Source organism: Corynebacterium jeddahense (assembly GCF_028609865.1).
GTDB classification, from domain to species: domain Bacteria; phylum Actinomycetota; class Actinomycetes; order Mycobacteriales; family Mycobacteriaceae; genus Corynebacterium; species Corynebacterium jeddahense.
In genome coordinates, this window is the sequence record NZ_CP063194.1 from 1,225,202 (window position 1) to 1,246,984 (window position 21,783).

19 protein-coding genes and 1 tRNA gene are annotated in these 21,783 nt (G+C 66.8%); 11 read left to right on the forward strand and 9 right to left on the reverse strand.

The features are described 5' to 3' along the window. Positions 1-4: 4 nt before the first annotated feature. The 5 genes from CJEDD_RS06020 to CJEDD_RS06040 are packed head-to-tail and all read left to right on the forward strand — an operon-like array spanning position 5 to position 5,487. Positions 5-1,585 (forward strand): DAK2 domain-containing protein, encoded by a 1,581-nt coding sequence (locus CJEDD_RS06020; RefSeq protein ID WP_042404728.1) that lies wholly within the window; start codon positions 5-7, stop codon positions 1,583-1,585. Continuing rightward, positions 1,585-3,687 (forward strand): ATP-dependent DNA helicase RecG, encoded by a 2,103-nt coding sequence (locus CJEDD_RS06025; RefSeq protein WP_042404727.1) that lies wholly within the window; start codon positions 1,585-1,587, stop codon positions 3,685-3,687. Before CJEDD_RS06020 ends, CJEDD_RS06025 begins: the two co-directional genes overlap by 1 nt. A 10-nt stretch (positions 3,688-3,697) precedes the next feature. Next, positions 3,698-4,276, forward strand: coding sequence for an RsmD family RNA methyltransferase (locus CJEDD_RS06030; RefSeq protein WP_042404726.1), 579 nt, complete (start codon positions 3,698-3,700; stop codon positions 4,274-4,276). Beyond that, positions 4,277-4,753, forward strand: a complete 477-nt coding sequence (gene coaD / locus CJEDD_RS06035) for a pantetheine-phosphate adenylyltransferase (RefSeq protein ID WP_042404725.1) — start codon at positions 4,277-4,279, stop codon at positions 4,751-4,753. Continuing rightward, positions 4,753-5,487, forward strand: coding sequence for a sulfite exporter TauE/SafE family protein (locus CJEDD_RS06040; protein WP_042404724.1), 735 nt, complete (start codon positions 4,753-4,755; stop codon positions 5,485-5,487). Before coaD ends, CJEDD_RS06040 begins: the two co-directional genes overlap by 1 nt. A 141-nt stretch (positions 5,488-5,628) precedes the next feature. Here the strand turns inward: CJEDD_RS06040 and CJEDD_RS06045 are convergent, their stop codons facing one another. The 4 genes from CJEDD_RS06045 to CJEDD_RS06060 all read right to left on the reverse strand — a co-directional run bounded on the left by CJEDD_RS06045 (position 5,629) and on the right by CJEDD_RS06060 (position 8,976). After that, positions 5,629-6,402, reverse strand: coding sequence for an amino acid ABC transporter ATP-binding protein (locus tag CJEDD_RS06045; protein WP_042404723.1), 774 nt, complete (start codon positions 6,400-6,402; stop codon positions 5,629-5,631). Positions 6,403-6,404: 2 nt separating this feature from the next. Further along, on the reverse strand, positions 6,405-7,367 hold the full coding sequence (locus CJEDD_RS06050; RefSeq protein WP_042404722.1) for an amino acid ABC transporter permease: 963 nt from the start codon (positions 7,365-7,367) through the stop codon (positions 6,405-6,407). Position 7,368: 1 nt separating this feature from the next. Continuing rightward, positions 7,369-8,262 carry an ABC transporter substrate-binding protein gene (locus tag CJEDD_RS06055; RefSeq protein WP_042404719.1) on the reverse strand — a complete coding sequence of 298 codons (894 nt, stop codon included), beginning with the start codon at positions 8,260-8,262 and terminating at the stop codon, positions 7,369-7,371. An 84-nt stretch (positions 8,263-8,346) separates the two neighbouring features. Beyond that, positions 8,347-8,976, reverse strand: a complete 630-nt coding sequence (locus CJEDD_RS06060) for a hypothetical protein (protein WP_042404717.1) — start codon at positions 8,974-8,976, stop codon at positions 8,347-8,349. Between the two features lie 134 nt (positions 8,977-9,110). Here CJEDD_RS06060 and CJEDD_RS06065 point away from each other — a divergent pair, with 134 nt between their 5' ends. Continuing rightward, a complete protein-coding gene (locus CJEDD_RS06065) occupies positions 9,111-9,356 on the forward strand; it encodes a hypothetical protein (protein WP_042404715.1) in 246 nt (81 codons plus the stop codon). Between the two features lie 3 nt (positions 9,357-9,359). On the opposite strand, the gene CJEDD_RS06070 is transcribed toward CJEDD_RS06065, so the two are convergent. Both CJEDD_RS06070 and CJEDD_RS06075 read right to left on the reverse strand, forming a co-directional pair. Continuing rightward, positions 9,360-10,571, reverse strand: coding sequence for an MFS transporter (locus CJEDD_RS06070; RefSeq protein ID WP_042404713.1), 1,212 nt, complete (start codon positions 10,569-10,571; stop codon positions 9,360-9,362). Continuing rightward, positions 10,568-11,023 carry a MarR family winged helix-turn-helix transcriptional regulator gene (locus CJEDD_RS06075; RefSeq protein ID WP_042404711.1) on the reverse strand — a complete coding sequence of 152 codons (456 nt, stop codon included), beginning with the start codon at positions 11,021-11,023 and terminating at the stop codon, positions 10,568-10,570. Before CJEDD_RS06075 ends, CJEDD_RS06070 begins: the two co-directional genes overlap by 4 nt. 208 nt (positions 11,024-11,231) lie before the next feature. On the opposite strand from CJEDD_RS06075, the gene CJEDD_RS06080 reads away from it, so the two are divergent. Continuing rightward, positions 11,232-11,834 (forward strand): hypothetical protein, encoded by a 603-nt coding sequence (locus CJEDD_RS06080; RefSeq protein ID WP_042404709.1) that lies wholly within the window; start codon positions 11,232-11,234, stop codon positions 11,832-11,834. Positions 11,835-12,026: 192 nt separating this feature from the next. Beyond that, positions 12,027-13,364 carry an MFS transporter gene (locus tag CJEDD_RS06085; protein WP_042404707.1) on the forward strand — a complete coding sequence of 446 codons (1,338 nt, stop codon included), beginning with the start codon at positions 12,027-12,029 and terminating at the stop codon, positions 13,362-13,364. 92 nt (positions 13,365-13,456) lie between these two features. Here the strand turns inward: CJEDD_RS06085 and CJEDD_RS06090 are convergent, their stop codons facing one another. Next, positions 13,457-14,662, reverse strand: coding sequence for an amidohydrolase (locus CJEDD_RS06090; RefSeq protein WP_042404705.1), 1,206 nt, complete (start codon positions 14,660-14,662; stop codon positions 13,457-13,459). Positions 14,663-14,774: 112 nt separating this feature from the next. Here CJEDD_RS06090 and CJEDD_RS06095 point away from each other — a divergent pair, with 112 nt between their 5' ends. Then, positions 14,775-15,248 (forward strand): tyrosine-type recombinase/integrase, encoded by a 474-nt coding sequence (locus CJEDD_RS06095; RefSeq protein ID WP_074432456.1) that lies wholly within the window; start codon positions 14,775-14,777, stop codon positions 15,246-15,248. Positions 15,249-15,382: 134 nt separating this feature from the next. Here the strand turns inward: CJEDD_RS06095 and CJEDD_RS06100 are convergent. Continuing rightward, positions 15,383-15,456: transfer RNA gene (locus CJEDD_RS06100), tRNA-Leu, on the reverse strand. A gap of 151 nt (positions 15,457-15,607) precedes the next feature. Between CJEDD_RS06100 and polA the strand changes: the two genes are divergently transcribed. After that, entirely contained in the window at positions 15,608-18,211 is a 2,604-nt protein-coding gene (gene polA / locus CJEDD_RS06105; protein WP_042404745.1) for a DNA polymerase I, read from the forward strand. Between the two features lie 417 nt (positions 18,212-18,628). Here the strand turns inward: polA and CJEDD_RS06110 are convergent, their stop codons facing one another. Further along, complete coding sequence (locus CJEDD_RS06110) at positions 18,629-20,014, reverse strand: YkvI family membrane protein (protein ID WP_042404703.1); 1,386 nt, start codon at positions 20,012-20,014, stop codon at positions 18,629-18,631. A 282-nt stretch (positions 20,015-20,296) separates the two neighbouring features. Here CJEDD_RS06110 and rpsA point away from each other — a divergent pair, with 282 nt between their 5' ends. Continuing rightward, a complete protein-coding gene (rpsA, locus tag CJEDD_RS06115) occupies positions 20,297-21,760 on the forward strand; it encodes a 30S ribosomal protein S1 (RefSeq protein WP_042404701.1) in 1,464 nt (487 codons plus the stop codon). The last annotated feature ends 23 nt before the right edge of the window (positions 21,761-21,783 follow it).

Below are 21,783 nucleotides of genomic sequence, written 5' to 3' on the forward strand. Positions count from 1 at the left end.
CACCATGGCTGCATCCCCGCTTCTCGACGGCACCCGGCTGCTCGCATGGGCCCGCCGCGCCGCCGACGAGCTGGACAGGCGCCGGGTGGAGATCAACGCGCTCAACGTCTTCCCGGTGCCCGACGCGGACACGGGCTCGAACATGGCCCACACCATGGCGGCCGCGGTCGAGGAGGCCGAGGCGCTCGGGCCGGGCGCCGGGGCCGAGGAGGTCGCCGAGGCGCTCGCCGTCGGGGCGGTGCGCGGCGCGCGCGGCAACTCCGGCGTCGTGCTCTCCCAGGTGATGCGCGGCGTAGCGCAGTCGATCGCGGAGGACGCCTCCGAGGGGGTCATGGTCGCCGAGGCGCTCGGCAGCGCCGTGGGGTTCGTCGACCGCGCGATCGCGGATCCCGTCGAGGGCACCGTGGTCACCGTGCTGCGCGCCGCCGCCGCCGAAGCACGTGAGGTCGTGGAGGAAGCCGACGACCCCGCCGCGCTCTCGCTTACCGACGTCGCCGTGCCCGCCACCGACGCCGCCCGCGTCGCGCTCGCGCGCACCCCCTCGCAGCTGCCGGCCCTGCGCGAGGCCGGGGTGGTCGACGCCGGCGGCGCGGGGCTCGTCGTGCTGCTGGAAACGCTCGTCGGTGAGACGGCGCCCGCGGCGCCCGGGCTGGCGAGCGAGGCTGCGCCGAAGGACGTCGATACGCATGGGCTCGGGGGTGATGTGGCGCTCGAGGTGCTGTTCTCCTTCGAGGGGGATCTCGACGCGCTCGAAGGTGCGCTCGCGCCGCTCGGCGACAGCCTCATTGTGGCGCGGCTCAACGAGACCGCGGGCCGGGTGCACATCCACTCGCACGAGGCCGGGCGCGTGGTTGAGGCCGCCTACGCTGCGGGCGCGGTGAGCGAGCTGCGGCTCGAGGCGCTCCCGCCCGCGACGGCCGCCCCCGCGCCCGCCACCGCCGCGCCGCGGCGCCTCATCATCGCGGTGACCCCGCCCGGCTCGCTCACCACGCTCTACGCCGAGTCCGGCGCCGTTACCGTCGCCCCGGGCCCGGAGGTGATCTCGGACATGCTCGCCGCGATCAAGCACTCGCAGAGCGACGAGATCATCGTCCTGCCGAACGGGCTGCTCAGCAGCGACAACCTCGCCGCGGTGGAGAAAGCGACACGGGCGATGGAGCAGACCATCACGCTGCTGCCCACTGTCCGGCTCGTCTCCGGCATCGCCGCGCTGTCGGTGTACGACGAGACGCAGCCGCTGGCCACCGCGGCGTTCACCATGTCCGAGGCGGCGGGCGAGATGCGCACGGCGGTGGCGGTGCGCGCGGAGAAGGGCGCGCTCACCCAGGGCGGCGCCGTGGGCAAGGGCGACGTGGTGGTCACCGCGCGCGGCGAGACGCTGCTCATCGCGGACCGCCCCGCCGATGCCGTCGAGCGCGCGTGCCGCCGTCTCCTCGAGCACGGGGGAGAGCAGGTGACCATCCTTTTCGACCCGGCGGAGCTCTCCGCCGCGGAGCTGGAGGAGCTCGCCTCCGCGCTGCGTGTCGAGGTCATGGTTTATCCTGCCGACGGATTGGAAGCCTGCGCGGAGATAGGGGTGGAGTAATGCTCGGGTTCGAGGACACGCGGCCGCTCAACCTGGTCATCCCGCTGAAGCAGGCGAGGGCGATTGGCAAACACCTCGAGATTCACACCTGCGGCGAGCTTTTGCACCACTACCCGCGGCGCTACCTGCACTTCGGCAGCGGCGCGGACCTCGACGGCGTGGCGCCGGGCGACACCGTCAACGTCGTGGGGACCGTGACGCACACCGAATCGTTCCGCACGCACAAACCGCCGCAGCGCACGATCACGAAGGTCTACGTCGACGACGGGCGGCGGGTCTTCCAGGCCACCTTCTTCGGCTCCAACTACGCCCAGCGCGTGCTCAAGGAGGGCCGCCGGGTCATGCTCACCGGCAAGTACGAGCTGTTCCGCAACCAGCCGCAGCTTGCGCACCCGGACTTCGTCCTTCTCGACGGCCCGACGGAGGCCACCGGCTCCCTCAAGCAGCTCGCCCACTTCGGCGACCTCGAGGAGATCCTGCGCGGCCGCGAGTGGCTGCCCATCTACCCGGCCGCGAAGAACGTGAGCACGTGGACGATCATGGGCGCGGTGCACACGGTGCTCAAGTCGCTGCCGCCGATCGACGAGCCGATGGGCTCCACCCCGATCGGCTTCCTCCCGCTGAACTCGGCGGTCCGGCAGATCCACGAGCCGCCGGCGACCGGGCCGCACAAGGCGCTGCAGCGGCTCAAGTACGACGAGGCCCTCTCCGTGGCGCTCGCGATGGGCGTGCGCCGCGCCGACGCCGCGAACCACACCGCGCCCGCGTTGCCGCGCGTCGCGGGGCGCGACCAGGAGGCCATGCTCACGCGCCTGCCGTTCCCGCTCACCGGCGGGCAGCAGGAGGTGCTCGACGACATCGCCGCGGACCTGGCGCGCACCGCGCCGATGAGCCGCCTGCTGCAGGGTGAGGTCGGCTCGGGCAAGACGATCGTTGCGCTGCTGGCCATGCTCCAGGCGGTGGACAACGGCGCGCAGTGCGCCTTCCTCGCCCCGACCGAGGTGCTCGTGATGCAGCACGCGCGCTCGATGACGCAGACGCTCATGCGCGCCGGCCTGCCCACGCGTGTGGTGGCGCTCACCGGCTCGATGCCGGCGGGCAGGAAGCAGGAGGCGTTGCTCAAGATTGTCTCGGGGGAGGCGGACATCGTCGTCGGTACGCACGCGCTCCTGCAGGAAGGGGTGGACTTTTTCAAGCTCGGGCTCGTCGTGGTGGACGAGCAGCACCGCTTCGGCGTGGAGCAGCGCGACCAGCTGCGCGCGAAGGCGGGCGAGTCCACGCCGCACCTGCTGGTAATGACGGCGACGCCGATCCCGCGCACGATCGCGATCACGGTGTTCGGGGACCTGACCGTCTCCACGCTGCGCGAGCTGCCCGGCGGGCGCAAGCCGATCCAGTCGGCGGTGGTGCCGGAGTTCAAGCCGCGCTGGGTGGAGCGCGCGTGGGAGAAGATCCGTGAAGAGGTCGCCGCCGGCCACCAGGCGTACATCGTCTGCCCGCGCATCGACGGCGAGGGCGGCGTCACCGAGGTCGCCGCCACGCTCGCCGCGACGGAGTTCAGCGGGCTGACCGTCGCGGTGCTCCACGGCCGGATGAAGGGGGAGGAGAAGGACCGGGTGATGGCGGACTTCGCGGCGGGCGGCGTCGACGTGCTCGTGGCCACCACCGTCATTGAGGTCGGCGTCGACGTGCCGAACGCGACGGTGATGATGGTGCGCGAGTCAGAGCACTTCGGCGTCTCCCAGCTGCACCAGCTGCGCGGGCGCGTCGGCCGCGGAGGCAACCAGTCGCTGTGCCTCTTCCACACCCTCGCCGAGGAGGACACGCCGGCCTACACCCGCGTGAGCCAGGTGGCGGCGACGAGCGACGGGTTCACGCTCGCCGAGCTCGACCTGCTCAACCGGCGCGAAGGAGACGTGCTGGGCACAAACCAGTCCGGCCTGCACCGCACGCTGCAGCTGATCAACCTCGTGGAGGATTTCGACCTGGTGAAGCGCGCCTACGACGACGCCGAGGCCATCGTGAACACCAACCTGGAGTACGCGCGCGCAGTCACCGCCGATTTCGTCGCCGCCGACTTCGAGTATTTGGACAAGAGCTAAGGTTGTCCGCATGAATCGCATCATCTCGGGCGAGGCCCGCGGCCGCAAGATCAAGGTGCCACCGGAGGGCACCCGGCCCACCTCGGACCGCGCGCGCGAGGGGCTGTTTTCTTCGCTGCAGGTCCGGTTCGGCTTCGTGGACAAGCGCGTGCTTGACCTCTTCGCGGGTTCCGGCGCGCTCGGGCTCGAGGCGGCCTCGCGCGGCGCGGCAGAGGTCGTGCTCGTGGAGAACAACCCGGACGCGGTCCGCATCATCGAGTACAACGCCGGCGTTGTCGGCCACCCACACGTGCGCGTCGAGCCGGTGAAGGCGTCCACCTACCTCGCCGGCGCGCCGCGCAAGCACTTCGACATGGTCTTCGCGGACCCGCCCTACGAGCTCGCGGACGAGGCCGTCGCGGAGATGGTGGAGGCGCTCAAGCCGACGCTTGTCGACGGCGCCGTGGTCGTCGTCGAGCGCCACCGCGAGAGCCCCGAGACCGCCTGGCCGCCCGAGTTCACCCCGACGGGGCAGAAGCTGAAGAAGCGCCTCTACGGCATCGCCCGGATGGACATGGCCGTCTACGCAGACCCGGAAGCGGAGGAATAAATGACTGTTGCAGTGTGCCCCGGCTCGTTCGACCCGATCACGAACGGCCACCTGGACATTGTCACCCGCGCCTCGCGGCACTTCGACGAGGTGGTCGTTTTGGTCACCGGCAACCCGACGAAGACCTCGGGGCTGTTCACCATCGACGAGCGCGTCGAGCTCATCCGCACCGCCACCGCCCACCTGCCCGGCGTGCGCGTGGACAGCTGGGGCGGGCTGCTCGTGGACTACACCTCCGAGCACAGCATCACCGCGCTGGTGAAGGGACTGCGCTCCTCGCTGGACTACGAGTACGAGCTGCCCATGGCGCAGATGAACCGCCGCCTCACCGGCGTGGACACGTACTTCCTGCTCACCGACGAGAAGTACGGCTACATCTCCTCCTCGCTGACCAAGGAGGTGGCGAAGTACGGCGGCGACGTCACCGGCCTTGTCCCCGAGACCGTGCGCGAGGCGATGCTGGAGAAGTTCCGCTGATGCTCGTCATTCTCGGCGTGGGGCTGGCCGTCGCAATCGGCGCGACGATGCAGCGCATCTCCGGCATGGGCGTCGGGCTCATCGCCGCGCCCGTGCTGTCGCTGCTGCTCGGCCCGGTCGACGGCGTCCTGCTGGTGAACCTGCTCGCCGTGATCAACGCGGCGACCAATACGTGGGGCATGCGTGACGACGTCGACTGGCGCAAGTTCTGGCCCATCGCCCTCGCCCTCCCGTTCGGCGTCTTCCCGGGCGCGTGGGTCATCGCCCACGTCTCGCCCAAGGTGCTCCTCGTCCTCGTGGGCGCGCTGCTGCTCCTCGCGCTGTCCATCGTGACCCTGGGCAAGCGCTACGTCCCGGATGTCGAGGGCGTCGTCCCCGCCGCGATCTCCGGCGTGATCGGCGGGTTCATGAACACCCTCGCCGGCGTCGCGGGGCCCGCGATCACCGTCTACGCGCACGCGGCGCGCTGGCCTCAGCGCGTCTACGCCGCGACGCTGCAGCCGATCTTCCTCGTCGCCGGGGCGCTCTCGTTCACGGTTAAGGAGCTCACCGGAGCGGCCGACGTCAGCGCGATCGAGCCGGCGCTGTGGGCGACGACGCTGGTGGCGCTGGCGGTCGGGATCGTCGTCGGCAAGCTGCTTGCGCCGCGGGTGCCCTCCGACATCGCGCACAAGATCGCCCTCGCGCTTGCGTTCCTCGGGGGCGCGACGGCGCTCGTGCGCGGGCTGCTGTAGCGCTGCGGGCCTGCGAACACGCGGGGTTTGCTAGCCCTCAACGAACCCGCCGGGGCGTTTCCCCAGGTCGCGTGTGACTCATGGGGCGCCGCCGACGCTGAGGGCTAGCAGCGCCTGTCCTGCAAGCCCCGGCCTGGAGCTCTAGAACAGCGTGGACACGAACGCGCGCGTGCGCTCGTGCTGCGGGTGGTCGAGCACCTCTTGCGGGGTGCCGTACTCGACGATCTGGCCACCGTCCATGAACGCGACCTTGTCGGCGACCTCGCGCGCGAACGCGAGCTCGTGGGTGACCACGAGCATGGTCATGCCGCCGTCGGCGAGGTCGCGCATGACGCGCAGCACCTCGCCCACGAGTTCTGGGTCGAGGGCGGAGGTGGGTTCGTCGAAAAGCATGAGCTTCGGGTCCATCGCCACGGCGCGCGCGATGGCCACGCGCTGCTGCTGCCCGCCGGAGAGCTGGATGGGGTACGCGTCTGCCTTCGAGGCGAGGCCGACCATGTCGAGCAGCTCCATCGCGCGGGCCTTCGCCTGGTCGACGGGCTGGCCCTTGACGTGGACCGGGGCCTCGATAATGTTGTCCAGCACGGTGCGGTGGCCGAAGAGGTTGAAGTTCTGGAACACCATGCCAATGTCGCGGCGCTGCTTCGCGGCGTCGCGCTCGCTCATCTCGTGGAGCACGCCGTCGCGCTCGTGGTAGCCGATGAGCTCGCCGTCGACGTAGAGGCGCCCGGCGTTGACCTTTTCCAGGTGGTTCACGCAGCGCAGCAGCGTGGACTTGCCCGAGCCGGACGGGCCGATGAGGCAGGCCACCTCGCCGGGGGCGACCTCGAGGTCGATGCCCTTGAGCACGTCGAGGTTGCCGAAGTTCTTCCAGACGTCCACGGCCTGGATCATCGGGGTCTGTTTGATGGTCATGGCTAGCGTCCCTTCTTCTGCGGCTGCTCGACGATCTGCACGTTGTTGGGGATGGTGCCCTCGGCGTCGGCGAGCGACGCGAGCTGGCGGGCGGTGAGCTGGCGGGTCGCGCCGCGGTCAAAGTAGCGCTCGAGGTAGTGCTGGGCGACCATGAGCAGCGACGTGATGGCCAGGTACCACGTCGCGGCGACGAGCAGTAGCGGCACCGGCTCGAAGAGCGCGGCCGCGATGTCCATCGAGCGGCCGTAGAGCTCGAGGGAGTACGGCACCGCGACGACGAGAGAGGACGTCTTGAGCAAGGAGATGAACTCGTTGCCGGTGGGCGGGATGATGATGCGCATCGCCTGCGGTAGGACGGTGCGGCGCATCGTCTGCCCCCAGCTCATGCCGAGCGCCTTCGACGCCTCGACTTGGCCCTCCGGCACGGCGGAGACGCCGGAGCGGACGATCTCGGCCATGTAGGCCGCCTCGTTGAGCCCGAGCCCGACGACGGCGAGCGCGAACGCGGAGGAGGTGAACGGCTCGAGCGGGATGTCGGCGAAGCCGAGGTTGATCGTGTCGTAGATCGCGCCGATAAGGCCCCAGAACATGAGCTGGACGTAGACCGGGGTGCCGCGGAAGATCCACAGGAACACCCAGGCCACCGTCTTGAACACGGGGTTCGGGCTCATCCGCATCACGGCGAGGAGTACGCCGCCGGCCACGCCGATGAGCATGGCCAGCAACGTGATCGCGATGGTGTGCAGCGCGGCGGTGGCGATGCGGGTGTCGAAGAGGTATTGGAAGTAGGTGTCCCAGCCGTAGGCGTCGTTACGCGCGGCACCGATGATGAACCACACGACGAGCGCGACGAGCACCGCCGCGAGCACCCAGCGCCCGGGGTGGCGCAGCGGCTTCGCCTCGATGCGCTGCGGGCGGGTGCGCTCGCCGCGCTGGGCGGCGTACTTGGAATAGGGGGTGCTCATGTCACTTTCCTCCCACGGGGTGTTCGTTGATCAGGGCCGTATCCAGCAGGCCGCTCGTGATGTTCCACTGCTTGAGAATGCGGGCGTAGTCGCCGGTGTCGATGAGGTGCTGCATCGCCGCCGCCATTGCAGGGGCGAGCGGCGAGCCCTTCGGCACCGCGAAGCCGTACGGCGCGGCGTCGAACATGTCGCCGATCATCTCGAGCTTGCCGTCGGAGCGCTCCACCGCCCACGCCGCGACGGGGGAGTCCGCGCTGTAGGCGTCCGCGCGGCCGACGAGCGCGGCGAGCGCGGCGTTGTCGGCGGTATCGAAGGCGAGCACGGTGATGGGGTCCTTGCCCGCCGCCTCGCACGCCTCGGACTTCGGGCGCACGTCGTCGGTGTCGGAGACTGTGGTGCGCTGCACCGCCACGGTGAGCCCGCAGGCGTTGTCTGGGTCGACGCCCGCGCCCGGCTGCGCGGCCCACTGCACGCCGGCGTAGAGGAAGTCGACGAAGTCGAAGGACTTCTGGCGCTCCTCGTTGTCGGTGAACCCGGAGGAGCCGGCGTCGAGGCTGCCCGCGCTCACGGCGGGCAGGATCATGGAAAAGTCCATGTCGTCGACGTGAAAGTCCATCCCCATCACGGCCGCAACGGCGCGCGCGAGGTCCATCTCCACCCCGATGATGTTGCCCGTGGAGTCCTTGTATTCGAACGGCGCGAAGGGGGGATTGGCGCCGACGTTGAGCACACCGTCGGCGGCGACGTCGGGCGGCACCATCGCCGCGATCTCGGGCACGGCGTCCGGCACGATCGGCTCCCAGCCGTCGGGGGTGCCGCCTTCAGCGTTGGTGACGCAGCCCGCGAGCAGGCTGGTCGCGGCGAGCGCCGCAAATGTCGAGGTGGGATGTCGCATGGCTCGTTTCCATCGGGGATGAATAATTACGATTTATCGTATATTACACCCCGGGCCAATGCGTATCGACGCACCTCCGGCAAGCTACCGCTGCGCCATCCGGATCCCGCGCATGATGAGCTCGATGATCTGGCCGATGACGGCGATGCCGATGACCGTGGAGAGCCACACCGAGGTCGCCTGGCTCGAACCCGCGGACGACATCGCGAAGTCCCCGGTGAACAAGCCCTCCCACATCATCGAGGAGCCCTGCGCCTCCTGTTTGAGCAGCTCGATCGGGTTCGCGGTGTCCGGGATCGAGGAGTTCGCGGCCCACGCCTGCGCGACGTTCGGATCCTCGCCGTTCGCCGGCTTGCCCGTGACCTCGAGGAACATCTCGGAGCTGGAGACCTTCTTCAGCGGGTTCTTCTCCGGGTCGATGTAGAGGGGGTCGTTCTCCGGGTCGAGCTTAAGGTCGGAGGAGGAGCCTGCGCCGTCCTTGTTCGCGGAACCGGAGGCGTCGGAAAGGTCCTGGAACGCCTTCGCTGCGTCCACGAGGGCCTTTTCGCCGTCCGGGTTCGTCGTACCCGTGGCGTTGTCGTTGCTCGCGGGCTTGTCGCTATCCGCGGCGTTCGACGCCCCAGTCGTGTCGGTCTGGGCGAAGGCCGGCACGGGGGCGAGGGTGGTGAAAACGAGTGCTCCGGCGACCGCGCCGGCGAGGTAGGTCTTGCGCATAGCGGGTATCATAACTGCTCCCGCGCGGCCGTGAACAGGTAGCATCATGCCCATGAACCGCGCCCGCCCCGCACTTGCTCTCGCGACGAGCCTGTCCCTCGCCGCCCCGGTGGCGGCCCCGTACATCGCACCGAATGCCGCGCCGTCCGCTGCCGGCGGGCGCGTCTGCGCCGGCGCGGCAGGCACCCGCGGCGGCGCTGGAACCGGCCCTGGATAAGGTCTCGGACATTATCATCGCGGCGACCGACTCGCTGTCGGCGAAACTCGGCATCTCCGAGGCGGCGTCCACCGCTATCTGGGCAGTGCTGTTTGTGGTCGGCCTCCTCGGGTTCTACGGTCCGCAGCTCGCCGAGCAGTTCGGAATCACGCTGCCGTTCTAGCCGCTACGCGATGCGGTGGAGCGAACGCTTGCCCGCGAAGAGCACGATGAGCGAGACCGCGAGCGAGACTGCGCCCACCCAGTAGGGCACGCCGGCGCCGTACGACGCGGCGAGCGGCCCAGAGACGGCCGGGGCGACCGCGCCTCCGAGGAAGCGCATGCCCGAGTAGCTCGAGGACGCAACGTTGCGCGGCATCTCGGTCGCCTCCATAACCGCCTCGGTGAGCACGGTGTTGAACACGCCGATAAAGACGCCGGCGATGATGACCAAAGTGATCACCGCGGTGAGGTTGTGTACGCCGAAGCCGAGGGCGGCAAGGACCACGCCGAAGCTGGTGAGGATGGTCACCAGCACCGGCATGAGCCCGAAAGCCCGGGTCAGGCGTGGCGCGAGGAAGACCGCCGAGAGCGCGAGCGCGAGGCCCCAGCCGAAGAAGACGAACCCGAGCTCGGTCGCGCCGAAGTCGCGGCCGGCCTCAGCCGCGGCCTCGTCGATCGGGTAGGGGGAGTAGGCGAGCAGCGTGAAGAATCCGTAGTTGTAGAAAAATGCCACGAGCCCGAGCGTGAACAGCGCCGGGTCTTTCACCGCGGCGAGGCCCGCGGCGAGCTCGACCGGCTCGGGGGTGTGCTCCGCCTTCTTCAGCAGCAGTGCGATGGCGGCGAAGCCGATGGCCATGAGCACCGCGGTGCCGTAGAACGGTGCGCGCCAGCTGATGCTGCCGAGCACCCCGCCGAGTAGCGGGCCGACGGCCATGCCGATGCCCATCGCGGCCTCGTAGAGGATGACGGCCTCACCCGAGTGCCCGGCCGCGGCGCCGACGATGGCCGCGAGCGCGGTGGAAATGAACAGCGCGTTGCCCAGGCCCCAGCCGGCGCGGAAGCCGATGATCGCGTCCACGGAGCCGGCCGCGCCGGAGAGGAATGCGAACACGACGATGAGCGCGAGGCCGATCAAGAGCGTGCGCTTGACGCCGATGCGCGAGGAGATAAACGCGCTGAAGAACATCGCGATCGCGGTGATGAGCAGGTAGCTCGTGAACAGCAGCATCGTCTGCGTCGGCGTTGCGTTGAGCTCGCGCGAGATCGCGGGCAGGATCGGATCCACCAGGCCGATGCCCATGAAGGACACGGCGCAGGCGAAGGCGAGCGCCCACACGGCGATGGGCTGTTTCAGGATGGAATGGGGTTCGGTTTCAACGTGTGGCGTGTCCGTCACGCGCGGCCTCCTTTGCGGTCTCGGAGTTGTTCGGTGAGTTTCGGTAGCAGCGCCGCGGCGCTCTGCAGCGTCTCGACGTCACCAGGGGAGAGATCCCGGAACATCGGCACGACCTGCCTCGCCGAGGCGTCGCGGTAGTCGCGCACGACGCGGCGGCCGGCATCGGTCACGGTCAGCTCGCTCGCCCGCGCGTCGTCGGGGGCGGGGGCGCGGTCGACGAGGCCGTCGTCGACAAGCCGCTTGATCGCTTGGCTCATCGACGGCTGCGTGATGCCCTCGCGCCTCGCGAGCTCCCCGACGCGCAGGCCGGGTTCGCGCTCGAGCGTGGCGAGGACGCGCAGCGAGACGTAGGAGAGCTCGGTGCCGGTCGCCTGGAAGACGGCGCGTGCGAAGTGGCTGCCCGCGGAGACGAGGTCGACGGCGAGCGAGGCGAGATCCTGATCCGATTGCATAGGCACACTATATAGTTAGGCTATATAAAAGCAAACTGTGGGATCCTGAAGAACGGCTGCCGGGCGGCGCCCGGGGCAGATACGATCCCTCGGTCACGTGACTGAAAACGGAAAGTAGAACCCCCAGGTGTCAACAGTGTCTACAGTGCTCCAACCACACGAAACAGCCGGCCAAACCGGGCCCGCGGCACTGACGAAGCCGCGGAGGGTGGGCGATTTCACGCGGGACAAGGACACCTACCCGGCGGGCGAGCGTAGCCGCGCGTGGGGCATGACCATGCCGTGGCGCTCCTTCGGCCGGACCGTCGTCCTCGCCGTGTGCATCCTGTTCGTCTACTTCTCAATCCTCGCGGTGGTCTACACCGCGTTCCACACGGACTACCGCTTCCTCGTCATCGCGTCCCGGCCGCTGACGCTGCGCTGGTTCCTCGTCGCGTGCGAGTACGTGCCCGTGATGTTCGTCTTCTACTTCGCCAACTCCCTGCGCGCTGCGGTGGGCACGCGCTACCGCGACGTTCCGGCGTGGCAGACGTACCTCATCGCGGCGGTTGCGAACTCCCTCGGCCTCGCCGCCATCTTCGTGGTGCAGTACGCAGTCTTCACCGCGACCAGCACGGTGCACTGGACCGACGACTGGCTCTACGTGAACATGCTGCAGTCGATCCTGCCGATGATGATCCTGCTGCCGATCATGAACAAGCTGTTCTACTCGCAGACCGGCCGCGCGTGGCTCGGCCCCCTCGTGCTCACCCCGCTGTTTGTCACGATGTCGCTTGGCGGCAGCGTGGCCTACATCCCGGGCCTGGCGTAGTGCCTGACCTCGTGGTTGCTGGTTGCTGGAGTGTAATAATTCGTGCCCCAGGTGAGACCCGAACTCATCGTCGACAGCGAAAACTGCAGGCCCGCCCAATGTGTCTGTCATTGCGACGGGCCAGCCAGAGCGCGAAACCCACGGCCCCTCGGCCATCGAGCTGTACGCTCAAGGTGAGAGAAGGGAGCCCCTATGTCTACTGCTATCGGAGCTGATGGCGCATCGAATCCCGGGGCGGGCGGTTTTTCTGGTGAAGACATCGCCGCCAGCGAGAAGCTGTCCGGAATCTATCTGCGGGTGGCCGTCGGTGCGCTGCTAGTCAATATCGCGATGGCCGTGTCGTTCACGGCGATGAGCTTTTTCACCCCGGTGATCTTGTCGCAATTCCCGGAGTTCACGAGCTCGTCATTCCTCGTCTACTACACGCTGCTCGGTGTGTCATCGGCCTTGGCGATGCCAGTGGCAGGTCAGCTGGTGGACAAGCTGAAGGCACAGGGACTGCTCATTATCGGCGGAATCATTGCTGCGGTGGGGCTAATCATCTTTGGGCTGTCAACGTCGCTGTGGATGTTCTACCTCGCGGGCATCGTGATCGGTGTCGGTGTGGGCCTTTCTGCACAGTATGTGCCTATCGTTGTGGTCAACCGATGGTTCTTCCGGAATAAGGGCACCATCATGGGTGTCGTCTTGGCTGGCTCCGGGGTGGGAGGCATGATCCTCGGAATCGGCATGCCATATCTCTTGGATTCAGTCGGCTGGCGCGCCGCCTCATTCTTCCTCGCGGCATTCATGGCGGCGTTCACGATACTTCCGGCGATCTTCCTGGTGCGCAACTCCCCACTGGATTATCAAATCCCGGGCTACGGCGAGACGGCTGTCAACGCTGATGAAGCCGCCGACGTCTCCGGAGTCGAGCCGGGCTTGACCCAAAAAGAAGCGTTCTCGGTGCCCTGGTTCTACGTGCTCATCGCGTCCTACTTTCTCTTCGGCATGACGTACGCGATGACGCAGCACTTTGTGGCGTACCTGTCTGGCACTCCGTGGGGCATCTTTGTCTCCTCCAGCAAGATCTCCGCGGTGGTCATCACCGCGACTCTGAGTTTGATCGTGTTCAAACCGCTGATCGGCTGGTTGATCGACAAGATGGGGCTTCTACCGGCGATGTGGCTGACCTTGGGAGTGGCCGGTGTTGCGGTGTTCATCTCCACCTGGGTCACCTACTTCATTCCGTACCTTGTCCTCATCGTCATTATGTCCCTGGGCACTTCGAACGGTACGGTGTCTCCCCCACTCGTCGCGCAGGCGACGTTCGGGCAGCGGGACTTCTCTAAGATCTGGGGTGTGCTCGGCATGGCCTACCCCATCGGCTTGGCGGTAGGAACACCGTTGTGGGGAGCGTTCCCAGACAAATTCGGTTCTTATGGTGCCGGCTTCGTCCTCGTCCCGTTCGTGACGGTCATCTTCATGATCGGATTCACGCTCTCGGTCAAGAAAACCCGCAAGCTGTGGGCGAAGAATCAGAAGAAGTAGCTCGCAGACATCAGCGCTAGCATCGTGCCGACACATGAAATCGGCCCCGAGGGGAAGCCTCGGGGCCGATAGTCGATAAGCGGGGGCGCGCCTTAATCCTTGGCCATGACCGTGGCTGCGGCGAGGAGCACAGACATGGAGCCGCGGTCGAGAGTCGGCTGGAGCTGCGGGAGGAAACCCTTGTTGTGGTTGGGCGGACCGTCGTGGCCCTCCTCGAATCCGGACCAGGCAATGAAGACATAGGGGGCATCCCAGGCGTTCGGGATGACCGGGAAATCCTCGGAGCCGGATAAGCCGGTGCCCCATCCGACCAGTTCTTCGCCGAAGTAATCGGTGAAAGTGTCCTTAAGGCGCTCGGTCAGATCCCTGTCGTTGTAGATCACGGGGACGGAATCGAGGTATTCGAACTCAGGCGGCTCCGGACAGTTACCGGCCTCGCACTCGGCGGTGATGACGCGTTTCATGATGTCCTGGATCTGTTCGGAGATCTCGTCGGTTGAGGCACGCGTGTTGATTCCGAGCTCGACGAGATCGCAGATCGAGTTGGACGACGTTCCGCCGTGGATAGATCCCACCGAGATCACGCCAATCTCGAGCGGGTCGATCTCGCGGGCTACCGCAGCTTGCAGTCGGGTGACAATCGTCCCCGCGGTTGGAATCGGGTCGATTGCGCGGTGCGGAAGGGAGCCGTGGCCGGATTTTCCGTGGATGCGAACCTTCCAGTTCGACGCGGCGGTAGTCATTCGTCCCGGCGTGAAGGCGAAGCCGAGCGGCGGGTCTTCGGCTAGAACGTGCTGGCCGAACACGTAATCCGGCTTAGGCAACCGTTGAACAAGGCCGTCCTCCACCATTCGGCGGGCCCCGCCCCCAGCTTCCTCGCCGGGTTGGAAAAGGGCGATGAAGGTACCCGACCAAGCGTCTTTATTGCGGACGAGCGCATTCACGGCACCGAGATGCGCGGCGGTGTGCATGTCGTGACCGCACGCATGCATGACACCTTGCTCGGCCGGCACGGCGTAATCGGCTCCAGTGTCTTCGGCGATCGGCAGCGCGTCGTGGTCGGACCGGAACAAGACGGTCGGGCCGTCGCCATTCTCGATGACAGCGACTTTGCCGGTCCCCGCGAATGTCTGCACCTCGAGCCCCATGCGTTTGAGCTCTTCTTCGATGCGGGCGGCTGTCTCATGCTCCTCCATGGACAACTCCGGGTTCCGGTGGAACCACTTATACAGCTCTTCCCGCTCGGCACGAGTTTCCTCCAGCGTGGCTGATAATTTCTCGATGTTCTCGTTGACCATGAATTTCCCTCCGTTCTGCAAGTGGTGGCAGCACCACGTTCACGTTTAAGTCTAGGTCGATTCTGCGGAATGCAGGCGGGAAATACTGTTCGGTGAGGTTGCGGGGCTTCAGGTGGGAGACCTTGACTTGGAACGGCACCGTATCAGTATTAAGCGTCAGGCTGTCACGGTTGGCAATGAAGTGCATGTCAAGGAAGCTCTCAAAACTGAGAGTTCAAGGCGTGAAGTTGCCTTCTCTTCGAAGTTTGACGACGAACTCACAGCACTGTGCGAGGGGAAGAAGAAAACAGATTTCCTCTTCACCAAACAGGGAACAAAAGAGCCGTTAAAGCGACCGCAGGGGACGAAGTTGTGGCTCGGTTGTGCCGTAGGACGCATTCAAGCAGTAGATGAGGATTTCCCCCATGTGACATCTCATGATCTTCGTCACACCGCCATCTCTTTGAAGGTGAGCGTGGGGGCACCCATCTCTGTAATCTCACGTCAGGTGGGACACAAGAACATTTCGATGACGTTGGATCACTACACCGAGCTGTTCGATAGTGACCTAGATTCTCTGACAGCAGCGATGGATTCCATCCTCTAGGGGCGGAGCTGTACGGCATCCATACGGCAATAGCAGTGCTGGAAGTGCCTATTTATTGGCTTTTTTGCCTATTCATTTGTGGATAGCACCCCGCCTGACCTCGTTGTTACTGGTTAATGGAGTGTATTATTTCGTGCCCCAGGTGAGACTCGAACTCACACTGGACGGGTTTTGAATCCGTTGCCTCTGCCAATTGGGCTACTGGGGCGTCGCGCGAAAGTCTATCGCAGCGCCCGCGCCCCAGGAAATCCCGGCGCAGCGAGCGCAGCAGGGCCGTGTCGGGGCGGCCGCTAGACTGGCTGACCGTGAGCGAGACACCCGAGAACACGAAGCGACTGCTGCTGATCGACGGCCACTCGATGGCCTTCCGCGCCTTTTACGCGCTGCCCACGGAGAACTTCTCCACCACGGGTGGGCAGCACACGAACGCGGTGTACGGGTTCCTCTCCATGTTCGCCAACATCCTCGCCGAGGAGCGGCCGACGCACGCTGCGGTGGCCTTCGACGTCGGCCGCAAGACCTTCCGCACCGAGAAGTTCGCCGAGTACAAGGCGCAGCGCGAGGCGGCACCGCCGGAGTTCAAAGGCCAGGTGCCGATCATCGAGGACGTGCTCGGCGACCTCGGCATCACCACCTTGAGCAAGGAGAACTTCGAGGCGGACGACATCGTGGCCACCCTGACCACGCAGGCGCGGGCGGCGGGCGACTTTGAGATCGTGCTCGTCTCGGGCGACCGCGACTACATCCAGCTTGTCGACGCCACGACGACGCTGCTGTACCCGACCCGCGGCGTGTCTACCATGACCCGCTTCACGCCCGAGGAGGTGGAGCGCAAGTACGGCCTCACCCCGGCGCAGTACCCGGACTTCGCCGCGCTTCGCGGGGACCCGTCCGACAACCTGCCCAGCGTGCCCAAGGTGGGGGAGAAGACCGCGACGAAGTGGATTGCGCAGTACGGCACGCTCGACGGGCTCATCGACCACGCCGACGAGCTCAAGGGCCAGGCCGCGAACAACTTCCGCGAGCGCATCGAGCAGGTCCGCCTCAACCGCGAGCTCACGCAGATGGTCACCGACGTCGAGCTGCCGGTCGGCCCGGACGACCTCGAACTCAAGCCCGCCGAGGTGAGCAGGGTCGCCTCCCGCTTCGACGACCTCGAGTTCGGCGTGAACCTCCGCGAGCGCGTGCTCGCCGCGGTGCCCACAGACGGCACCGCGCCCGCCGCCGAGGCGGTCGAGCTCGAGGACATTACGCTTGACGACGCCCCGTTGGACGCCTGGCTGGCCCAGCGAGAAGGCGACGGGTTGGCGGTCTACGTCACCGGCAACGCCACGCCCGGGGAGGGTGACGTGGTGGCGCTGGCGATCGTCGATAAGCAACGGCACGGCGTAAGCAAGCTCGCCGCCGACCTGAGCGCCGCCGAGGACGTGGCGCTGAAGCGCTGGCTCGAGTCGGACGCGCCGAAGTTCTTCCACGAGGCGAAGGCGGCGTACCACATGCTGCGCGGGCGCGGCATCGAGCTACGCGGTATCGCGCACGACACCGCGATCGCCGCGTACCTGCTGCGGCCCGGCCAGCGCACGTACGCGCTCGAGGACATCTACCAGCGCCACCTGCAGCGCCAGCTCAACCCGGGATCGGACCAGCTCAGCCTGCTCAGCGAGACCGCCGACCTCGACGCGGCAGCGGCGGTGCTGGAGCTGTCGGCGGCGCTGGCGGAGGAGCTGCGCGCGATCGACTCCTACGAGCTGTACTCGGACCTCGAGCTGCCGCTCGTAACCGTGCTCGCCGAGATGGAGCACACTGGCATCGCCGTCGACATCGAGGTCCTTGAGGGCCTGCGCAAGGAGTTCACGCTCAAGGTCGAGCAGGTCGAGGAGGAGGCGCGCCAGCTTGTCGACGAGCCTTCGCTCAACCTCTCCAGCCCCAAGCAGCTGTCCGCGGTGCTCTTTGACAAACTCGGGCTGCCGAAGACGAAGAAGACGAAGACCGGCTACTCCACCGCGGCGGGCGAGATCGAGGCGCTCGCGGAGAAGCACCCGCACCCGTTCTTGGACCAGCTGCTCGCGCACCGCGAGCACCAGAAGATGAAGTCCACGATCGAGGGGCTGATCAAGACGGTGCAACCGGACGGGCGCATCCACACCACGTTTAACCAGACGGTCGCCTCGACGGGGCGGCTCAGCTCCGCGGAGCCGAATCTGCAAAACATCCCGGTGCGCACCGAGGCCGGCCGCAAGATCCGCTCCGCGTTCGTCGTGGGCGAGGGCTACGAGTGCCTGCTCACCGCGGACTACTCCCAGATCGAGATGCGCGTCATGGCGCACCTGTCCAAGGACGACGGGCTCATCGAGGCGTACCGGGCGGGGGAGGACCTGCACAACTTCGTCGGTTCGCGCGTGTTCGACGTGCCCATCGACCAGGTCACCCCGGAACTGCGCCGCCGCGTCAAGGCGATGTCGTACGGCCTGGTCTACGGCCTGTCCGCGTACGGGCTGTCGAACCAGCTCTCCATCTCCGCGGGCGAGGCGAAGGACATCATGGCCAGCTACTTCGAGCGCTTCGGCGGGGTGAAGCGTTACCTCGACGAGGTGGTCGAGCAGGCGCGCCGCGATGGCTACACCTCCACGGTGTTCGGCCGCCGCCGCTACCTGCCGGAGCTCAACAGTGACAACCGCGTGGCCCGGGAGAACGCCGAGCGCGCGGCGCTCAACGCGCCGATCCAGGGCACGGCCGCCGACATCATCAAGGTCGCCATGCTGCGCGTCGACGCCGCGCTCGAGGGCAAGCGCTCGCGCGTCCTGCTCCAGGTGCACGACGAGCTCGTGGTCGAGGTCGCCCCGGGCGAGCTCGAGGCGGTCCGCGCGATCGTCGAACGCGAAATGGACGGTGCGATCGAGCTGCTCGTCCCGCTCGAGGTCTCGGCCGGCACCGGTGCGAACTGGGACGCGGCGGCGCACTAACCGCCGAGGCGGGCAGGGCCGCGTCGCAACCCTGCCCGCCTCGCGTGCGGCGGACCACCCCGGCCACCGCAGATTCCCCCCAGGGGCTTCCCCCAAAACCCCGCTACCATATTCAATTGTCGTCCTCCCCGGGGGGAAGGGGCCGCGGGGGTCGGCCGTGCGACCGTGCCGGGGCTTCGATTTCACCCCTGGCTGGGTCTGTCCCCCGAGTGCCAGAGCTAAAGCTAGCAGAAAGCTGAGAGAAAGCTCAATAGGGGGCAAGGTGTTTCTTAGGTGTCACCAACCGTTTAACTTGGACGGCAGCGTAGTAGGGCGCGTGGCCAGCTTGGCGATCGGTTTCGTTCACCCGTCGTTCACCGGCGGTCCACCGCCTGTTTCGCCCCCGCCGGCTACCCCCGTGGCGCTCGGGCGGCCGGGCTAGAGCAGGTCGTTGAGCGAGCGCCGCTCGTCCCCATCGGAGGAGTCGACCTCGTCGCGCAGGGCCTTCTTGAACTCTTCGTCATCGAGGTTCGAGTCGCCGGCCAGCTCGTCGAGGTCCTTGCCAGCCACCGCATCGTCGGCGTCGTCGCCAGTGTCCTCGTCCGCGTCGGCGGCCGGGATGTGCGCGGCGTAGCCCGCTGGGTTGCCGGGGCTGTCGTAGTCGCCGTTGTTGCTGCTCTCATAGCGCTCGGATGCGTTGTCGTCGGAGGCGGCGTCGCCGCTGGCCAGCGCAACGGCGCGCGCCCGGCGCTCGCCTTCGTCCTTGAGCTCGGAGCGGTGCTTGAGGTAGACCGCCGTCATCACGGCCATGACGAAGAGACCGAGGTAGCCGAGAACGGGGTAGAGGCTGTTCACCAGCGGCTGGAAGCCAGCGAAGGACAGGACGAAGCCCACGATGCAGGCGATCGCGTACACGCGGTAGAACTTCTCCGGGTGCTTGCGGGTGAGGCGCTTCGCCAGCGCGTAGAACATGCCCAGGCAGGTGTTGAAGACCATGAGGAAGATGACCCAGGTCATGATGAAGCCGAGCACCGGGTCGACGTTCTCGATGACGGAGAGCAGCGGCATGTCGTCGCCGTTGACGGACTCCACCTGGATGAGCAGGGACGCGACGAGGAGCGCGAGCATGCCCACGTAGATGAACCCGCCGATGATGCCACCGAGGCGGCTCGACTTCGTGTCAAACTCGTCGCCGGCCATCACCAGCGCCATGGACACGCCGCACAGCGCGTTGAGGCCGGTGTGGTTGAGCGCGCCGAGCCACCAGAATGGCGTGCCGTCGGCGCGGGTGACCTCGGACTGCGCGTAGTCGCTCACCTGAGCCCAGTCGACGTCGACCTGGGTGAAGGAGTAGATCGCGCCGATGAGCACGAAGATGACCAGGACCGGGGTGGCGAACCCGATGACGGAGGAGACCTTGTCCACGTCGAAGCGGCCGACGACGAGCATGAGCGCGAGCATGAGCGACGCGCCGACCCAGATCGGCCAGCCGAAGGACTGTCGCAGGTTCGACCCGGCGCCGGCGAACATAACGAAGCCGACGGAGAACATGCAGGCCACGGCGGACCAGTCCATGATGAACGCCGCCGGCTTCGAGGTGACCTTGTAGAAGACCTCGTTGTGCTCGTCGGCGAGGAAGTAGGAGCCGAACGTCATGAAGGCAGTGGCGGCGAAGATCATGGTCACCCCGGCGAGGATGACGCCGTAGAACCCGTCCGTGCCGTAGGCCACGAAGTACTGCATCGCCTCCATGCCCGAGGCGAATCCGGCGCCGACGACGATGCCAACGAACGAGGCGGCGACAGCGACACTGCGTTTCCACATACTGGTGGCTCCAAAATCTGGGAGATTGATAAGACGCGGGCTATGATAGTCGCCGGTTCGTGCGGGGCGACCGGAGGGGCGTCGATACGCATCTGCGAATTATTTGCTCTAGCTGGGGAAAGTGTCTACACTTGCTCGGGCGTATCGACGCGACCGTGCGGCGCCCACCGTAATAGGAGGGTGAGGCTGCCAGCGCGGCGTGGGATCGGGCGGCCAACGCGCCCCCGAGAGATGCGTTCCTGTACACCTACGATCTCCTATTTTTCGGAGCACATACTTCTTATGCGCACTTCCAACGCACCCCAGGTTGCCATCAACGACATCGGTGGCCCTGAGGAATTCCTCGCCGCAGTTGACGCGACCATCAAGTACTTCAACGATGGCGACATCGTCACCGGCACCGTGGTCAAGGTCGACCACGACGAGGTCCTGCTCGACATCGGTTACAAGACCGAGGGCATCATCCTCACCCGCGAGCTGTCCATCAAGCACGACGTCGACCCGGAGGACGTGGTCGAGGTCGGCGATGAGATCGACGCGCTTGTCCTGACCAAAGAGGACAAGGAAGGCCGCCTCATGCTGTCCAAGAAGCGTGCGCAGTACGAGCGTGCGTGGGGCACCATCGAGGAGCTGCAGGCCAACGATCAGCCGGTTACCGGCACCGTCATCGAGGTCGTCAAGGGCGGCCTCATCCTCGACATCGGCCTGCGCGGCTTCCTGCCGGCGTCGCTCGTCGAGATGCGCCGCGTGCGCGACCTGGATCCGTACATCGGCCAGGAGCTCGAGGCGAAGATCATCGAGCTGGACAAGCACCGCAACAACGTCGTGCTGTCCCGCCGCGCCTACCTGGAGGAGACCCAGTCCGCGGTCCGCTCCGACTTCCTGCACCAGCTGCAGAAGGGCCAGGTGCGCAAGGGCGTCGTGTCCTCCATCGTCAACTTCGGTGCGTTCGTCGACCTCGGCGGTGTTGACGGCCTCGTGCACGTCTCCGAGCTGTCCTGGAAGCACATCGACCACCCGTCCGAGGTTGTCGCCGTGGGCGACGAGGTCACCGTCGAGGTGCTCGACGTCGACCTCGACCGTGAGCGCGTCTCCCTGTCGCTCAAGGCGACGCAGGAGGATCCGTGGCGCGTCTTCGCCCGCACGCACGCCGTGGGCCAGATCGTCCCGGGCAAGGTGACCAAGCTCGTCCCGTTCGGCGCGTTCGTCCGCGTCGAGGAGGGCATCGAGGGCCTCGTCCACATCTCCGAGCTGGCCCAGCGCCACGTGGAGGTCCCGGACCAGGTTGTCAACGTCGGCGAGGAGGTCATGGTCAAGGTCATCGACATCGATCTGGACCGTCGCCGCATCTCCCTGTCGCTCAAGCAGGCTGACGAGGACTACGTCGAGGAGTTCGACCCGTCTCGCTACGGCATGGCCGACTCCTACGACGAGCAGGGCAACTACATCTTCCCGGAGGGCTTCGACCCGGAGACCAACGAGTGGATGGAAGGCTACGACGAGGCCCGCCAGGAGTGGGAGGCTCGCTACGCCGAGGCGGAGCGCCGCCACACCGCGCACACCGCGCAGATCGAGCGCCACCGCGCCGCAGCCGCCGAGGCCGCGGAGCACGAGGGCGAGCAGACGAACTACTCCTCCGAGTCTGAGGCTGCGGCTCCGGCAGCCGACCAGGCCGAGGAGAACATCGGCTCCCTCGCCTCCGACGAGCAGCTCGCCGCGCTGCGCGACAAGCTCGCCGGCAACTAAGCACCTCGCTTCACGACGATTCG

What these genes read in the sequence shown, in the direction of transcription:
- CJEDD_RS06020 (WP_042404728.1), top strand. Translation starts at nt 5, where the DNA reads ATGGCTGCATCCCCGCTTCTCGACGGCACCCGGCTGCTCGCATGGGCC.
- CJEDD_RS06025 (WP_042404727.1), top strand. Translation starts at nt 1,585, where the DNA reads ATGCTCGGGTTCGAGGACACGCGGCCGCTCAACCTGGTCATCCCGCTG.
- CJEDD_RS06030 (WP_042404726.1), top strand. Translation starts at nt 3,698, where the DNA reads ATGAATCGCATCATCTCGGGCGAGGCCCGCGGCCGCAAGATCAAGGTG.
- coaD (WP_042404725.1), top strand. Translation starts at nt 4,277, where the DNA reads ATGACTGTTGCAGTGTGCCCCGGCTCGTTCGACCCGATCACGAACGGC.
- CJEDD_RS06040 (WP_042404724.1), top strand. Translation starts at nt 4,753, where the DNA reads ATGCTCGTCATTCTCGGCGTGGGGCTGGCCGTCGCAATCGGCGCGACG.
- CJEDD_RS06045 (WP_042404723.1), bottom strand. Translation starts at nt 6,402, where the DNA reads ATGACCATCAAACAGACCCCGATGATCCAGGCCGTGGACGTCTGGAAG.
- CJEDD_RS06050 (WP_042404722.1), bottom strand. Translation starts at nt 7,367, where the DNA reads ATGAGCACCCCCTATTCCAAGTACGCCGCCCAGCGCGGCGAGCGCACC.
- CJEDD_RS06055 (WP_042404719.1), bottom strand. Translation starts at nt 8,262, where the DNA reads ATGCGACATCCCACCTCGACATTTGCGGCGCTCGCCGCGACCAGCCTG.
- CJEDD_RS06060 (WP_042404717.1), bottom strand. Translation starts at nt 8,976, where the DNA reads ATGCGCAAGACCTACCTCGCCGGCGCGGTCGCCGGAGCACTCGTTTTC.
- CJEDD_RS06065 (WP_042404715.1), top strand. Translation starts at nt 9,111, where the DNA reads ATGCCGCGCCGTCCGCTGCCGGCGGGCGCGTCTGCGCCGGCGCGGCAG.
- CJEDD_RS06075 (WP_042404711.1), bottom strand. Translation starts at nt 11,023, where the DNA reads ATGCAATCGGATCAGGATCTCGCCTCGCTCGCCGTCGACCTCGTCTCC.
- CJEDD_RS06085 (WP_042404707.1), top strand. Translation starts at nt 12,027, where the DNA reads ATGTCTACTGCTATCGGAGCTGATGGCGCATCGAATCCCGGGGCGGGC.
- CJEDD_RS06090 (WP_042404705.1), bottom strand. Translation starts at nt 14,662, where the DNA reads ATGGTCAACGAGAACATCGAGAAATTATCAGCCACGCTGGAGGAAACT.
- polA (WP_042404745.1), top strand. Translation starts at nt 15,608, where the DNA reads ATGGCCTTCCGCGCCTTTTACGCGCTGCCCACGGAGAACTTCTCCACC.
- CJEDD_RS06110 (WP_042404703.1), bottom strand. Translation starts at nt 20,014, where the DNA reads ATGTGGAAACGCAGTGTCGCTGTCGCCGCCTCGTTCGTTGGCATCGTC.
- rpsA (WP_042404701.1), top strand. Translation starts at nt 20,297, where the DNA reads ATGCGCACTTCCAACGCACCCCAGGTTGCCATCAACGACATCGGTGGC.